The following is a 13,749-nucleotide window of genomic DNA, read 5'->3' on the forward strand; positions in this document are numbered from 1 at the left end:
CTCTCGGATCAACTGCTGAGTCGGATCACGTGCCACGATGCGGGCGGCAACGTGGCACGGCAGACACCGTCGACAACGGCGGTGGTGTCGACGGCCCGGGGCTGGACCCGGTCCGGATCGTCCGCCGTGTTCACGGCGGTGCGGTCCTCGTCGTAGAGCGCGAGGTGCCGGACGAGTTGTCCGGACACCGGGACTTCCAGGTCGATCTTGTCGGTCTCGCTCCGGTTCACCACGAAGATCGCGGTCTCCCCGGTGGTCTCGTCGTACGTCGCGGTGCTCCAGAGCGCCGGGATCCGCCCGAACGCGGCGGTCTCGATGTCCGGGCCGCCGGCGATCGCGGTCTGCAGCACGGTCGGGCCGGCGTACTGCGCGGTCAGCGCGAACGGGTAGAAGATCGTCTGCCGCCAGGCGCGGCCGCCCGGCTCGGTGCGGATCGGGCCGATCACGTTGACCAGTTGCGCGAGGCAAGCGATCTTTACCCGGTCGGCGTGCCGGAGCAGCGTGATCAGCAGGCTGCCGACCACCACCGCGTCGTCGACCGTGTAGGTGTCCTCGATCAGCGGCCCGACCTCGCGGATGTCCAGGCCGAGCTCGCCGGGAAACTCCTGCTGCCGCCAGACGTTCCACTCGTCGAACGAGAGCGTCAGCTCCTTGTCGCTGCGCTTCAAAGCCTTGACGTGGTCGGCGGTCGCGATCACCGAGGAGATCATCCGGTCCATCTCCTCGGCGCAGCCGAGGAAGCTGGTCTGGTCGCCGTCCTTCGGCTCGTAGTACGCGTGCAGGCTGATGTGGTCGACCAGGTCGTAGCCGCGCTCCAGGACGACGCGTTCCCACTCGCCGAACGTCGGCATCCCGGCGTTGCTCGATCCGCAGGCGACCAACTCGAGCCCGGGGTCGACCCGGCGCAGCGCGTTCGCGGTCTCCTCCGCGAGCCGGGCGTACTCCTCGGCGGTCTTGTGCCCGATCTGCCACGGGCCGTCCATCTCGTTGCCCAGGCACCAGATCCGGATGTCGTGCGGCTCCGGGCTGCCGTTCGCGATCCGCCGGTCGGACAGGGCGGTGCCGGCCGGAAGGTTGCAGTACTCGAGCAGGTTGACGGCGTCCCGGATGCCGCGGGTGCCGAGGTTCACGGCCCAGATCGGCTGTACGCCGGCCTTCCGCGCCCAGGCGACGAACTCGTCGGTGCCGAACTGGTTGGACTCGATCGCCCGCCAGGCCAGGTCCAGCCGCCGCGGCCGGTGTTCCTTCGGGCCGACGCCGTCCTCCCAGCGGTAGTTCGAGACGAAGTTGCCGCCCGGGTACCGCACCGCGGTGACGCCGAGCTCGCGGACCAGCTCGAGCACGTCCTGCCGGAATCCGTCCGCGTCGGCACTCGGATGCCCGGGCTCGTAGATGCCGGTGTAGACGCAACGGCCCATGTGCTCGACGAACGAGCCGAACAACCGCCGGTCCAGCGCACCGACGACGAACGCCGGGTCCACCACAAGCCGGGTCACAGGGCCTCCCCAGGATCCTTTACAACGTTTACCGTGGATGTCTACAACGATTGACAATCGGTGTAAAGGGTTCGGCGGTGGGACACTCGGGCGACAGCTGCACGACAGGAGGTTCGGATGGCGACCAGGCTGAGTGACGTGGCCGCACGGGCCGGGGTCTCGGTGAAGACCGTCTCGAACGTGATCAACGACTACCCGCACATCACCGCGCGGACCCGGGCCAAGGTCGAGGCCGCGATCGCCGCCCTGGACTACACCCCGAACGTCAGCGCCCGCTCGCTGCGCAAGGGCCGCTCGGACTTCATCGCACTGGCCATCCCGGAGATGGGTTCGCCGTACTTCGCCGAGCTCGGCGCCGAGATCTCCCGGGCCGCGAAGCGCCGCGGGATCACCGTGCTGATCGACCAGACCGAGGGCGAGGCCGCCGCCGAGCGGTTCGTACTGGACGGGATGCGCGGGCAGCTGATCGACGGCATCATCTTCTCTCCGCTCGCTACCGCCCCGGCCAAGCTCACCTCGATCGCGATCGGGAAACCGCTGGTGCTGCTCGGCGAGCGCCCGGCCGGCGGCCAGTTCGACCGTGTCGCCCTCGACTCGGTGCGAGCGGCGTACGACGCGACCACGCACCTCGTCTCGCTCGGCCGGACCCGAATCGCGGCGATCGGCGTCGGCGGGACCAGCACGGGCGCCGTACGGCGGAAGGGGTACCGGAAGGCGCTCAAAGAAGCGGGGCTGCCGCACGACCCTGCGCTCGAGTTGGCCGGCTCCGGGTACCACCGTGCGGACGGCGCGGCCGCGATGCGCGAGCTGCTGGCGTTGCCGAAGCCGCCGGACGCGGTGTTCTGCTTCAACGACCTGATGGCTTTGGGTGCCCTGCGGACCCTGGCCGACGCCGGGCTGAGCGTGCCCGAGGACGTCGCCGTGGCCGGCTTCGACGACATCGAGGACGGCCGGTTCCACTCCCCGTCGCTGACCACCATCTCACCGGACAAGGAGTGGCTGGCCGACAACGCGGTCGCCTTGCTCCTCGACCGGATCACCGGCGACGACAACTCCGCCCACCGCGACCTGACCGTCCCGTACACCCTGCAGATCCGCGAGTCGACGGCAGGTTAGGGCATGTCTCCTGATCCCACGCCGTAGCGAGGAGGTGCTCGGTGCGGCGTGGGATCAGGAGACATGCCCTAGCGCTCCGGGAAGCCGGCGAGTTGCTTGGCCAGATCGTTCTGGGTCGAGCGGACGCGACCGGCCAGTCGGAGTACGGCGTTGCGCACCGGGCGGATCGGGCGGGGGACGTTGGCGAGGCGGGTCAGCCGGTGTGCCAGGCCGATCACGCGGACGGCCTCCGCCCTGCTGTTCGCGGCGTACGTGTCGAGGCCCGACTCGTCGCCGGCCAGCGCCTGCGAGAGTGCGTCGGCGAGGGCGACGGCGTCCCGCAGCCCGAGGTTCATGCCCTGACCGCCGGCCGGGCTGTGCGTGTGGGCAGCGTCGCCGGCCAGCAGCACGCGACCGGCGCGGTACTCGTCCGCCACCCGCTCATGGATCCGGAAGCGCGAGCCCCAGACCACCTCGGTGACCTGCGGACGCGCCTTCCGCGGACCGCGGTCGGCCAGCAACTGCTGTGCGAACGCGCGGTCGGGGTGCTCCGGCGCGTCGTGCACCTCGGCCACCAGCCGGAAGCTGCCGTCCGGCAGCGGCGCCACCACGAGCATGCCGGCGGCCGCGAAGTACAGCCCGACCTCGTCGCTCGGCAGTCCGCCGGCGACGCGGACGTCGACCAGGCTGAGCGACAGCTCCAGCGTGTTGCCGGGCATCCGCAGGCCGGCCAGCTCGCGGACCGTGCTGTGCATGCCGTCGGCGGCCACGACGTACCGCGCGTGGATCACGTCGCCGCTGTCCAGCGTCACGTCGGCGCCGTCGGCGGTCTGGCTCAGGCCGGTCGCGGCGTACGGGCGGAGGACCGAACCGCCGAGCTCCTCCAGGCGCTCGAGCAGGACCTGCTCGGTGACCGGCTGCGGGATCATCGTGACGAACGGGTACGCGGTCGGCAGGTCCGCGAAACCGACCGGGATCAGCTGCCGGTCGCCGGACCGGACCGCGAAGTCCTGCAGCTCCAGGCCGCGGTCGACGAGCCGCTTCGTGACGCCGAGCTGCTCCAGGACCTCGAGCGTCCGCGGGTGGATCACGCAGGCGCGGGAGGTGTTCGTGCCCTCGGCCTGCTGGTCGACCACCACCACGTCGTGCCCGTGCAGCCGCAGCCCGACCCCTACCGCGAGTCCGACCGGCCCGGCGCCCACCACTACGACGTCTGCGTTCTTCTGCATCGTCTTCTCCTTTGCCAACGCTTGTTGACTTTTACGCTAGGACTGCGGGGAAGAAAAGTCAACAAGTGTTGGCATATGCTGTGGGTATGGCGGAGAAGAAGTCCGACCGGACCCGGGCGGCGATCCTTGCGGCGGCCCGCGAGCGGTTCGGCGCGGACGGGTACGAGCGCGCGACGATCCGGGCGATCGCGGCCGACGCGGCGATCGACCCGTCGATGGTGATGCGGTACTACGGCAGCAAGGAGAAGCTGTTCGCGGCGGCAGCCGAGTTCGACGTACGGATGCCCGAGTTGCACGACGTGCCCAAGGAGCGGCTCGGGGAGGTGCTCGTCCGGCACCTGGTGGAGCGCTGGGAGGAGGACGACACGCTACGCGTGCTGCTACGGACGGCCGTGACGAACGAGGCGGCGGCCGAGCGGATGCGGCAGGTGTTCATCGGGCAGCTGACGCCGACGTTCCAGCGCGCCGCGATCGATCAGCCGGCCGTGCGGGCAGGGCTGATCGCGACACAGGCACTCGGATTCGCGCTGTGCCGCTACATTCTCGAACTCCGGCCGGTGGTCGACCTGACCACCGACGAGACAGTCGCCTGGCTCGGACCGACCGTGACGCGCTACTTGACCGAGCCCGCGCCCAACCAGGTGTGAACGGCGGGGAGCGTTGCTGCGAGGGACGGGAGGTGCGGGTGCCACTTCAGCTCCCACTCCAGTGAGAGCGGGTAGTCGGTGCCGTCGAGCGCGGCCAGCAGGTCCTGGATCGGGAAGTCGCCCTCGTCGATCGCGACCGGGCGGTAGTCCTGCCGCGAGTCGACCTGCTTGAACTGGACGAGCTCCAGCCACGGCCGCAGCAGCGCGTACGACTCGGCCGCGGTCTCACCGTGCGACCAGGTGTGTGAGCTGTCCCAGAGCGCCCGCACCTTGTGGCCCGGCGCGTCGGTGTCCAGCAGCGCGCAGAACGCGGCGACCTGGCGTCCGGTCGAGTGCGAGTCGTGGGTCTCGAGCAGGATCGGGACCTCACGCGGCGCGGACGTCACCCGGTCCAGCGCCCGGATCTCGCCGGCGCTCGGGCCGTCCGGCGTACCCCCGTCGGTGTCGTCGCCTGGGAAGACCCGGACGCCGAGCGCGCCGAGATCGGCCGCCAGCTCCAGATGGGCCTCGAGCGGCTGCTCCTCCACCGCACACAGCCGCACGTAGCTGCTGATCGCGAAGATCTCCAGGCCGGCGTCCTCGATCCGGCCGCGCAGCTCGCGCCGCTGGGCCGGCGACAGACCGGTGTTGGTGAACTCGTCCGGTGCGGCGCGCAGCTCCAGACCGGTGAACTTGTTGCCCTGAGCAAGTGCCAGGACGTCGTCGAGTGCTGCTCCGGGACAACCGAGGGTGGCGAAACCTAAACGCATACGCTCTATCTGATCAGACCCAGCGGCCACGGCGCGGGCGGGTCCGCGGGGCGTTCGGCTGCTCGGGGTCGGCCGGCTGCTGCTCGTACGGGTACTGCTGCTGGTAGTCCGTGTGCTCCTGGTACGGCGACTGCTGCTGCGACCCGTACGACTCGCTCGTGTAGTTCGGGCTGTAGGACTCGTAGGACTCGGTGCTCCCGTTCCCGTACGAGTAGCTGCTGTAGTCCGAGTTGTACGACGTGTAGGACGAGCCGTAGTCCGTGTGGTCGTTGCCGGCCGGGTACGTCGGCTCCGGGCCGTACGACGGCACCGGCGGGAGCGGCTTCGACGGGGTCAGGAAGTCGTCCTGTACGTCGTGGCTCGGCACCGGCGCGGGCTCGTAGTACCCGGAGGACGCCGACACGTGCGACGACGGCTGCGAGTGCTCGGACTGCCCGTAGACCGTGTGGTCCTGGTACGCCGACTGTGCGGCGCGCGCCGCGTGCGTGGTGTGGCTCCCGACGGCCGGCTGGATCGCCGACGGGCTGTCGACCGCGACCCGAGCGGCCCGGCGACCAGCGCGCGCAACGGGTGCGGGCTCGGGCTCGGGTGCGGTCTGCGCCTCCGCGGGGGAGGACGTCGAGGTGTAGTCCGAGTCGTACGAGTAGGGCTCGGAGTAGCGGGCCGCCCAGTGGTCTTCCTGCGCGGGCTGCTGCGGCTGGTACGAGTACGGGTCCGGCTGGACGACGGTCAGCGGCGGCGTCTCGTCACGCCAACTGCTGCCGGAACCGAGCGTGTCCTGGGTGATGGTGTTGCGGTATTCCTCCCAGGTCGGCTCGGCGGCGGCGTACGTCGTCTCCGCGGCCGGCTGCTCGTCCTGCCAGTCCTGGATCGGGCTGAACTGCTCGGTCGCGGGTCCGCCGTCGTTGTCCTGCCAGTTCTCCGCGGCCGGGGCGAACGGGCTCCACTTCGGCGCTTCGTCGGGCTGATAGGGCTGCTGCGGGGCACCGCCGTACGCGGCCGGGGCGGCGGCGCCGTCACCCGGGAAGCCCTGCGGCTGCTGCGGCGCGAACGGGCTCGCGACCGGCGCCTCCGGCGCGGGCGCCTGGGGAGCGAAGGGGTTGTTCGACTGCAGCTGCGGCTGGGGCGCGCCGGCCATCTGCAGCTGCGGCTCGCGGACCAGGCCGAGCGACGGCGCGATCGGCTCCGAGATCACCGGCTGCTCGTCGGTGTCGTCGTTCGCGTACGACGGGACCTGGGTCACCTCGTACGTCGGGACGGCGCTCAGCTTCGGGCCCTGGTCCCACCACGGCACCCACGCGCGGGTGGTCTGCATGTGGTTGATCTTGCGGATGATCATCGTCGCGGCGACCGCGGAGATCGCGGTCAGCACCAGCGACGCCGTACCCGCCATCGCGATCCCGCGCAGCGAGCCGACCGTCGCCTCCATCCACATCAGGAACCGGCGGACCACCACGTCGAACGCAAGCGCGCCGATCCAGGCCACCCACCAGACCGAAGTCAGCGGGGGAGTCCTGAACCGGCGCAGGTCGTCGGCGTAGACGGGGGTCTTCGGATCACTGGCGATCCAGACGTCGTCGACGATCTGTTTCGGATACCAGAGGTTCGGTCCGGGGACGAACCAGCTGGCCAGCACCCAGCCGTGGCTGCGTCGATGGTCGGCCTGCGAGAAGACCTCGGAGTTGACCCGGACCCGCCACAACCAGATGACGAACACGACCGCGGCGGCCACCGAGACGATCACGTTCGGAACCGCGGTCACCTTGGCGATCGCGTCCGCGCGGTTCAGGTCCGCGTCGTCGACGTTCGGCATCCCGCCGAGATAGCGGTGCACCACCGAGTATGTGTTCCAGTCGGACCAGGTGGACAGCAGATGCGTCACCGTGGACGCCCCCAGCAGTGCGATGGCGATCTTGCCGACCGTCCCGATCTGCTGGAACTCCTCAGCCGCGTGCGGCTGCCACTCTTCCTCGTCCTCGACAGGGGTCATCAATGCCTGCGGGTGGCTCACGTCTCGCGTCCCTCGCGTTGCTGGAACTCCGTCGTCTGTCCGGCGCCTCGGCCCGGCCTTGCCCCCGCGTGACCGAGCCACATTGATACCACGAAGTAGGTATGCCAGGGCAGTCGGCCCCAGTACCGAGGGTGTCGACTTAACGTGTTCTTTTCGTACGCCCATCACCACTGGTAACGAGGCAATGACCAGGGCGTGACGGTTTGGTTTACCGCGCAGGTGGTTGGAACCCGTTCTGAGGTGTCCCGAGCGCCCACCACGGCACCCACGGGCGCATGCTCTGGAGCTCGTCGATGCGCTGGATCAGGATCACCGCGAACACCGCCGCGCCGGTGGTGAACAGCGCCGAGACGGAGGACAGTATGACGTTCGTCCGCAGGTCTTCCAGCTGCGACGCGCCGGACAGCACACCCCTTTGCACGATGTTTCCGGTCACCAGTCCGGTCACCCAGGTCAGCCACCAGGCCCACACCAGCCGGGTGCCCGGGATGTCCTTGAGCTCTGGCGTCAGCGGATCGTTCCGCGGGTCGCTGGCCGCGACGATGTCGTCGACGATCTGCTTCGGGTACCAGAGGTTCACCACCGGGACGAGCCAGCAGCCGAGCACCCAGCCGCGGGTGTACCGGTGCCGGCCGCGGCAGAACATCTCCGCGTTCCACCGGACCCGCCAGAGCCAGACGATGAACACCACCGCGGCCGCGAACAGCGCGAGCGCCGCGACGATCCCGAGCGACCCGGAGATCAGGTTCGCCTCGGACCACCGGTCGGCGTTGTCGCCGTACGTCCGGCGGGTCCGGTACAGGTTGAGGTCGGACCACGCGGTCGACCAGCCGGTCACGGTGACCAGGCCGATCAGCACGGACGCACCGATGCCCATCGCCCGCTCGGAACTGAACCAGCGGTCCAAGGGCGGTACGTCTGCGGGCCGGCTCGGCATGGATCAGACATAGCACAACAGGGCGTGACCGGGCGAGGACATCAGGTTGCGGTCACTCCGTGGCGCTTTTCCGCCAGAAAGTGTCGGCGGGGGCGGGGAAGATGGGCGTATGCACTGGTCCGTGGTCGATTCACCGATCGGCGACCTCACGCTCGCCGTCGACGAGACCGGGCTCTGTCGGCTGCACTTCGGCGGCACCGACCGGCCGCGGTCCGCCGACCCGCTGCTGACCGAGGCGGCCGAGCAACTGAAGGCGTACTTCGCCGGCGAGCTGCAGGAGTTCACGCTGCCGCTGTCGGTCCGCGGCGGCTCCGACTTCGAGCGCGCGGTCTGGAAGCAACTCACCCGAATCCCGTACGGCGAGATGCAGACGTACGGCGACGTCGCGAAGATCGTCGGTGACGCCGGTGCCGCGCGTGCCGTCGGGACCGCCTGCAACCGGAACCCGATCGCGATCGTGGTGCCCTGCCACCGGGTGGTCGGCGCCGGCGGGAAGATGGTCGGCTTCGGCGGCGGCATCCCGACCAAGCGGCACCTGCTCGAGCTCGAGGCGCGGATCAGCCTCGAGACGATGTGGACCTGACGAAGATCTGACACTCGACGCGGCGTTATCGGGGCGCGCCGGTCCGTGATGGGCACTAACGTTTGAAGCGAGCGATTCAGGCTGCTGCCCCCACCCTGCCTTGGAAGACATATAAATGAACAAAGCCCGCACCACTGACCACCTGCACCCCGATCTCAGCGCGCTGATGGACAAGAGCGCGGAGGAATGGTCGGCCCCGGAGATCCAGGACACCGCCCGCGCGGCGCTCCAGATGCACGCCCCGGACCGGGAACCGATGACCTGGACCAGGCGGTTCAGGATCGTTCCCTGGCTGCACCGTAACGACGCGGTCTGCATGAGCTGCGGAGGCTCCTACCCGTGCATCACGCACCGGTACGCCACCCAACTGCTGTCGGCCGGCCGCTACACGATGACGAAGGCCGACGACCAGGAGCAGCAGGCCGACTGACAGCGTCGTACGCGCAAGGCGACGCCCCGGACAGACGAAGGTCCCGGACCCCACCTGGGGTTCGGGACCTTCGCCGTTGCGGTGGTGGTCAGGAGTCGCTGGGCCGGGACTCGCCCGAGCCCGTCGACTTCCTGGTCGTGGTCTTCTTCGCGGCGCCGTTGGACGCGGCCTTCACCTCGTCCTTGGCATCCTCCGGCTTGGCGTCCTCCGGCTTTGTCTCAGCCTTCGGTGCCTCCGGCTTCGGCGCCTCGGCCTTCGGCGCCTCCGGCTTGGCGTCGCTCTTGCCGTTGGCGGTCGTGGTGGTGCCGTTGGACGCGCTGGTGTCGGCCGGGCGCGACGTCGTACCGGCCGGGGCCGAGCTGTAGTCGCGGCCGCTGGTCGGAGTGGACTGCCAGGCCGGCTCCGGCGGGGTCAGCAGCTTCTTCACCGCTGCCGCTGCCAGCGCACCGAGGCCCAGGAACAGCACCACGTTGCGGAGCTTGTGGCTCTTCTTCGGCACGTCGAGCTCACCCTTGAGCGCGGCCTTGGTGGCCTTGCCCCGGCGGGTGGTCTCCTCGACGACCGGCTCGGCGGCCGCCGCCAGGGTGGCCAGTGCCGCGGTCACCTTCGGCAGTACGTCGTCGTTCAGCCGCTCGCGGGCCTTCTCGGCCGCGTGCTCGGTGGCGGGGCCGACCTTGGCGAGCGCGTCGTCGAGCGCCGGTCCGGCCTTCTCCACCGCCTGGTGGGCCAGGTGCGCGCCCCGCTCGACAGCCTTCTCGGCGTACGGCGACACCTTCTCCCGTGCGGTGCCAACGGCCGGCGCGAGGTGCTCACGGACCTGGCCGACGGCCGGTCCGAGCTTCTCGCTCGCCGACTCGGCGAGCGGCCGGACGCGGTCCTTGGCGGCCTCGACCCGGTCCTTGGACTTCCTCAAACCCACGGTTCCCTCCTCGGTGCCGCCCGCCCCAGCGGACAGCTCTCCCGCCCATCGGCGACATGGGCTTCTTTCTGATGACAACTCTGGACAAATCCGGCTGCATCTGCATCGTACGACGTCACGAGCCGATAACCCTGTGCCCCCACCGCCCAATCCGCACACATTCACCCCAACCAACCCCCGGACGGGTGTTGTTCGTCTCCGCCCGTCGATGCGGATGTTCTTGGAGCGGCATGACAGGATCGAGGGCGTAAGCAGTGGTAACCCGACTAGGAGTGACTCCCGTGGCCGAAGAGCTGTACGCAACCCTGCAGACGAACAAGGGCGACGTCGTCATCAGGTTGTTCCCCAACCACGCGCCGAAGACGGTGAGCAACTTCGTCGGTCTCGCCGAAGGCACCAAGGAGTGGACGGACCCGGAGACCGGCCAGCAGGTCACCAAGCCGTTCTACGACGGCCTGGGCTTCCACCGGGTGATCGACGGCTTCATGATCCAGGGCGGCTGCCCGCTCGGCACCGGCACCGGCACGCCGGGGTACCAGTTCGACGACGAGATCCACCCGGAGCTCCAGTTCGACCGTCCGTACCTGCTCGCGATGGCGAACGCCGGTATCCAGATGGGTCACGGCACCAACGGCTCGCAGTTCTTCGTGACCGTGGTCCCGACCCCGCACCTGAACCGCAAGCACACGATCTTCGGCGAGGTCGCCGACGACGAGTCGAAGAAGGTCGTCGACGCGATCGCGACCGCGAAGACCGCCCCCGGCGACCGCCCGATCGACCCGATCGTGATCAACAAGGTCGTCGTCGAGCGTAAGAACGCCTGACACAGCTTCATCGCGGGGCCGGGAACGACCCGGCCCCGCGTTACCGGAGAGGGACGCACCCGCCGTGACCGAGACCGTCTGCTACCGGCACCCGGATCGGCCCGCCGGGGTGCGCTGCCAGCGCTGCGACCGGCCGATCTGCCCGGCGTGCATGAACAGCGCCGCCGTCGGCTTCCAGTGCCCGAACTGTTTCAACGAGGGCGCCCGCTCGGTCCCGCGGACCCGCACGTCGCTCGGCGGCATCCAGCGCGGCGGCAGCCAGCAGGTCGTCACCTACACGATCCTGGCGCTGAACGTGCTGGTCTTCATCGTCGCCCGCTACGTCAGCCCGCAGGTCCTCAACGATTTCGTGATGGTGCCGGTGCTGGCGAGTAGCGAGCCGTGGCGGCTGCTCACGTCGGCGTTCACGCACGTACAGCTCTTCCACATCTTCTCGAACCTGTTCATGCTCTGGCAGCTCGGCCCGATGCTGGAAGGCATGCTCGGCAGGCTCCGGTTCACGATTCTGTACCTGCTGTCCGCGCTCGGCGGCAGCGTCGCGGTCTGGCTGCTCTCCGCCCCCGGCGGCGCCACCCTCGGCGCGTCCGGCGCGGTCCTCGGCCTGGTCGGCGCCCTACTGGTGATCCACCGCGCCCGCGGCTTGGACATCACCTGGATCATCATGTACGTCGCGGTGACGGCGTTCCTGTCCTTCGCCATCCCGAACGTCTCCTGGGAAGGCCACCTCGGCGGCTTCGTCGTCGGTGCCGCGACCGCCTGGGTCTTCCTCCAGCTCTCGAAGCACAAGCGCCGCAACAATCAAGCGGCATAGGCCACAACTTGCGCTCAGTTGGATCAAACCAGGTGACAACCGGGCGGAAGTGCTCGTCTAATCAGGTGACGTCCCGACGGGGGACCAGCTTGGTAAGGACATCCACATGAGCCCACGCGCAGTGGACAAACGCGCCCGCCCCGGCAACGACCATCAGGTGGTACGCCCGGCGGCACCGGAGGCCCCGAGCGCGGTCACCGCACTCCAGTCCGCGGACCGTGCGGTCAACCGCATCTCGCAGCGAAAGCAGCCGACCAAGGCCGCTTCCTGAACTCAACGCAGCAGCAGGCAACTGTCGCCGAACTCGTGCCAGAGGTAGTTGCGCTGGAGAGCCGCGTCGTAGGCGCGCTGGACCTGGTCACGGCCGGCGACGGATTCGAGCAGTAGCAGGTGGGACGCCTCGGGGGCGTGCCAGCCGGTGACGAGACCGTCGACGATCTGGGGTCGGTGGTCCGGGCCGAGGACGAGATCTGTCCAGCCTCGGGCAGCGGCGGCAGTTCCGGCGACTGCGGCCGATTCGATCGCGCGCACCGCGGTGGTACCGACCGCGATCACCCGTCCGCCGTTCGCCTTGACCCAGTTCACCAGGCGCGCCGTGTGCGTGGGTACGTCGTACCGCTCGGGCTGGGGCGGCTCGTGGCTCTCGAGTGAGGAGACGCCGCAGTGCAGCAGGATCGGCGCGATCAGTACGCCCTGCGACGCCAGGTGGCTCACCAGCTCGAAGCTGAACGGTCTGGCCGCGCTGGGCATCTCCGCACTGCCAGGCTCCCGAGCGAAGACGGTCTGGTACGACGCCGGCGGCCAGCGCTTCCCCACGTAGTTGTAGGTGATCGGCCGCCCGTGCCGCTGCAGGTACCCGAAGACGTCCGGAGTCGGCGGCCTCGCGATCCACAAGCGGCCCGGTGAGGCCTCGTACGGCGCCAGCAAGGTCAGCACGCCTTCGGGCAACTCCACCTGCAGTCCCGCCGTACCGTCGAACATCGGAGCGCCGCCGTTGCGGAGCTCGACCACCCAGGTCCCGTCGTCGAGCGGCGTGGAGAAGTGCACGGTGTACGTCGTACCGTCGACGGCCGCGGCCAGAGTGCCGGAGGTGTTCACCAGCAGCAGATCGCCGGGCCAGAGGTGGTCGCCGATCCGGTCGAAGCGTGTGTGCGTGACGGTCGACCCCTCCGCGACCAGCAGCTTCACGTGGTCCCGGGAGACACCGCGGGCCTCGGGAGGTTCGCCGGCGTTCAAGGCGTCCGGCAGCTCGAACCTGGTATGTGGGTGCACCTTCACGACGTCACCGCCGGCGCGAACTCGGCCGCGCGGTACCTGCCGCTGGCCGGGCGCTTGTCGAGCAGTTGCAGGAACGACGGTACGACGGCGGCGGGCTCCGGCCGGTCCGAGATGTCCTCACCGGGGAACGCGGCCTGGTGCATCGCCGTACGCAGGTCGCCCGGGTCGACGGCGTACACCGCGAGCGCAGGATTTTCCGCGGCCAGAACCTTCGTGGCGTGATCAAGTGCTGCCTTGGCAGAGCCGTAGCCGCCCCAGGTCTCGTAGGGTTCCACGGCAGCGTCGGAGCTGATGTTGATCAGCGCACCGGACGCTGCGGTGAGTGCCGGGAGCATGAGCTGTGTGAGGGCGAGCGGCGCGAGTACGTCGACCTCGTACACGCGTCGGAGTTCGTCGAGGTCTGCCGCGGCCAGCGCCTGCAGCGGGCTCGGGCCGAGGTAGCTGGCGTTGTTCACGAGCAGGTCCAGCCGGCCGAGCTCGGTGATCGCGTCGAGCAGGTCGGCGCGGTGTTCCGGGTCGGCGACGTCACCCGCCAGCGGTACGACGTCGGTACGGGCCGCGAGTGCGTCCGCCGCGTCTTTCAGCGCTTCCGCGCCCCGCGCGTCGATCACCAACGCCCACCCGCGCTCGGCCAGCCCGTGCGCCAACGCAAGCCCGAGCCCCGCGGAAGCACCGGTGATCAGAGCGACAGGACGTTCGGACGGTTCAGGAGTCATGCCGATACCGTCGTACCTCAACTT

General features: G+C 69.5%; 15 protein-coding genes. 7 read left to right on the forward strand and 8 right to left on the reverse strand.

Translation table 11 applies throughout. The features are described 5' to 3' along the window. Positions 1-8: 8 nt before the first annotated feature. A complete protein-coding gene (locus AB0M51_RS15850; RefSeq protein WP_344188765.1) occupies positions 9-1,496 on the reverse strand; it encodes an alpha-N-arabinofuranosidase in 1,488 nt (495 codons plus the stop codon). A gap of 117 nt (positions 1,497-1,613) precedes the next feature. Here AB0M51_RS15850 and AB0M51_RS15855 point away from each other — a divergent pair, with 117 nt between their 5' ends. Then, the gene (locus AB0M51_RS15855; protein ID WP_344188764.1) at positions 1,614-2,612 is read left to right on the forward strand and encodes a LacI family DNA-binding transcriptional regulator; all 999 of its coding nucleotides are present in this window, start codon (positions 1,614-1,616) and stop codon (positions 2,610-2,612) included. Positions 2,613-2,680: 68 nt separating this feature from the next. On the opposite strand, the gene AB0M51_RS15860 is transcribed toward AB0M51_RS15855, so the two are convergent. Continuing rightward, entirely contained in the window at positions 2,681-3,820 is a 1,140-nt protein-coding gene (locus AB0M51_RS15860) for an NAD(P)/FAD-dependent oxidoreductase (RefSeq protein ID WP_344188763.1), read from the reverse strand. Between the two features lie 86 nt (positions 3,821-3,906). Here AB0M51_RS15860 and AB0M51_RS15865 point away from each other — a divergent pair, with 86 nt between their 5' ends. Further along, a complete protein-coding gene (locus AB0M51_RS15865; RefSeq protein ID WP_344188762.1) occupies positions 3,907-4,467 on the forward strand; it encodes a TetR family transcriptional regulator in 561 nt (186 codons plus the stop codon). On the opposite strand, the gene AB0M51_RS15870 is transcribed toward AB0M51_RS15865, so the two are convergent. From AB0M51_RS15870 to AB0M51_RS15880, 3 genes are all read right to left on the reverse strand, one after another. After that, on the reverse strand, positions 4,434-5,216 hold the full coding sequence (locus tag AB0M51_RS15870) for a TIM barrel protein (RefSeq protein WP_344188761.1): 783 nt from the start codon (positions 5,214-5,216) through the stop codon (positions 4,434-4,436). The genes AB0M51_RS15865 and AB0M51_RS15870 overlap by 34 nt on opposite strands. A 13-nt stretch (positions 5,217-5,229) precedes the next feature. Further along, positions 5,230-7,206 (reverse strand): DUF4328 domain-containing protein, encoded by a 1,977-nt coding sequence (locus AB0M51_RS15875; protein WP_344188760.1) that lies wholly within the window; start codon positions 7,204-7,206, stop codon positions 5,230-5,232. Between the two features lie 229 nt (positions 7,207-7,435). Continuing rightward, positions 7,436-8,164, reverse strand: a complete 729-nt coding sequence (locus tag AB0M51_RS15880) for a DUF4328 domain-containing protein (protein ID WP_344188759.1) — start codon at positions 8,162-8,164, stop codon at positions 7,436-7,438. Between the two features lie 109 nt (positions 8,165-8,273). Between AB0M51_RS15880 and AB0M51_RS15885 the strand changes: the two genes are divergently transcribed. Then, positions 8,274-8,747, forward strand: a complete 474-nt coding sequence (locus AB0M51_RS15885) for a methylated-DNA--[protein]-cysteine S-methyltransferase (RefSeq protein WP_344188758.1) — start codon at positions 8,274-8,276, stop codon at positions 8,745-8,747. A gap of 115 nt (positions 8,748-8,862) precedes the next feature. Beyond that, positions 8,863-9,177: a hypothetical protein gene (locus tag AB0M51_RS15890; protein WP_344188757.1), complete on the forward strand. Its 315-nt coding sequence runs from the start codon at positions 8,863-8,865 to the stop codon at positions 9,175-9,177. A gap of 88 nt (positions 9,178-9,265) precedes the next feature. On the opposite strand, the gene AB0M51_RS15895 is transcribed toward AB0M51_RS15890, so the two are convergent. Further along, complete coding sequence (locus AB0M51_RS15895; RefSeq protein ID WP_344188756.1) at positions 9,266-10,096, reverse strand: hypothetical protein; 831 nt, start codon at positions 10,094-10,096, stop codon at positions 9,266-9,268. A gap of 293 nt (positions 10,097-10,389) precedes the next feature. On the opposite strand from AB0M51_RS15895, the gene AB0M51_RS15900 reads away from it, so the two are divergent. The 3 genes from AB0M51_RS15900 to AB0M51_RS15910 all read left to right on the forward strand — a co-directional run bounded on the left by AB0M51_RS15900 (position 10,390) and on the right by AB0M51_RS15910 (position 12,002). Next, positions 10,390-10,920 carry a peptidylprolyl isomerase gene (locus tag AB0M51_RS15900; RefSeq protein WP_344189590.1) on the forward strand — a complete coding sequence of 177 codons (531 nt, stop codon included), beginning with the start codon at positions 10,390-10,392 and terminating at the stop codon, positions 10,918-10,920. A gap of 64 nt (positions 10,921-10,984) precedes the next feature. Next, on the forward strand, positions 10,985-11,731 hold the full coding sequence (locus AB0M51_RS15905) for a rhomboid family intramembrane serine protease (RefSeq protein WP_344188755.1): 747 nt from the start codon (positions 10,985-10,987) through the stop codon (positions 11,729-11,731). A gap of 106 nt (positions 11,732-11,837) precedes the next feature. Further along, entirely contained in the window at positions 11,838-12,002 is a 165-nt protein-coding gene (locus AB0M51_RS15910; protein WP_344188754.1) for a hypothetical protein, read from the forward strand. Positions 12,003-12,004: 2 nt separating this feature from the next. Here the strand turns inward: AB0M51_RS15910 and AB0M51_RS15915 are convergent, their stop codons facing one another. Then, entirely contained in the window at positions 12,005-13,009 is a 1,005-nt protein-coding gene (locus tag AB0M51_RS15915) for an S-adenosylmethionine:tRNA ribosyltransferase-isomerase (protein WP_344188753.1), read from the reverse strand. Further along, complete coding sequence (locus AB0M51_RS15920; RefSeq protein ID WP_344188752.1) at positions 13,006-13,725, reverse strand: SDR family oxidoreductase; 720 nt, start codon at positions 13,723-13,725, stop codon at positions 13,006-13,008. Before AB0M51_RS15920 ends, AB0M51_RS15915 begins: the two co-directional genes overlap by 4 nt. Between the last annotated feature and the right edge of the window lie 24 nt (positions 13,726-13,749).

It is taken from the genome of Kribbella sp. NPDC051137 (assembly GCF_040682535.1).
Classification (GTDB): Bacteria; Actinomycetota; Actinomycetes; order Propionibacteriales; family Kribbellaceae; genus Kribbella; species Kribbella karoonensis.

Coding starts and splice junctions, on each gene's coding strand:
- AB0M51_RS15890 (WP_344188757.1), top strand. CDS start 8,863: ATGAACAAAGCCCGCACCACTGACCACCTGCACCCCGATCTCAGCGCG.
- AB0M51_RS15860 (WP_344188763.1), bottom strand. CDS start 3,820: ATGCAGAAGAACGCAGACGTCGTAGTGGTGGGCGCCGGGCCGGTCGGA.
- AB0M51_RS15920 (WP_344188752.1), bottom strand. CDS start 13,725: ATGACTCCTGAACCGTCCGAACGTCCTGTCGCTCTGATCACCGGTGCT.
- AB0M51_RS15855 (WP_344188764.1), top strand. CDS start 1,614: ATGGCGACCAGGCTGAGTGACGTGGCCGCACGGGCCGGGGTCTCGGTG.
- AB0M51_RS15880 (WP_344188759.1), bottom strand. CDS start 8,164: ATGCCGAGCCGGCCCGCAGACGTACCGCCCTTGGACCGCTGGTTCAGT.
- AB0M51_RS15870 (WP_344188761.1), bottom strand. CDS start 5,216: ATGCGTTTAGGTTTCGCCACCCTCGGTTGTCCCGGAGCAGCACTCGAC.
- AB0M51_RS15865 (WP_344188762.1), top strand. CDS start 3,907: ATGGCGGAGAAGAAGTCCGACCGGACCCGGGCGGCGATCCTTGCGGCG.
- AB0M51_RS15885 (WP_344188758.1), top strand. CDS start 8,274: ATGCACTGGTCCGTGGTCGATTCACCGATCGGCGACCTCACGCTCGCC.
- AB0M51_RS15875 (WP_344188760.1), bottom strand. CDS start 7,206: ATGACCCCTGTCGAGGACGAGGAAGAGTGGCAGCCGCACGCGGCTGAG.
- AB0M51_RS15910 (WP_344188754.1), top strand. CDS start 11,838: ATGAGCCCACGCGCAGTGGACAAACGCGCCCGCCCCGGCAACGACCAT.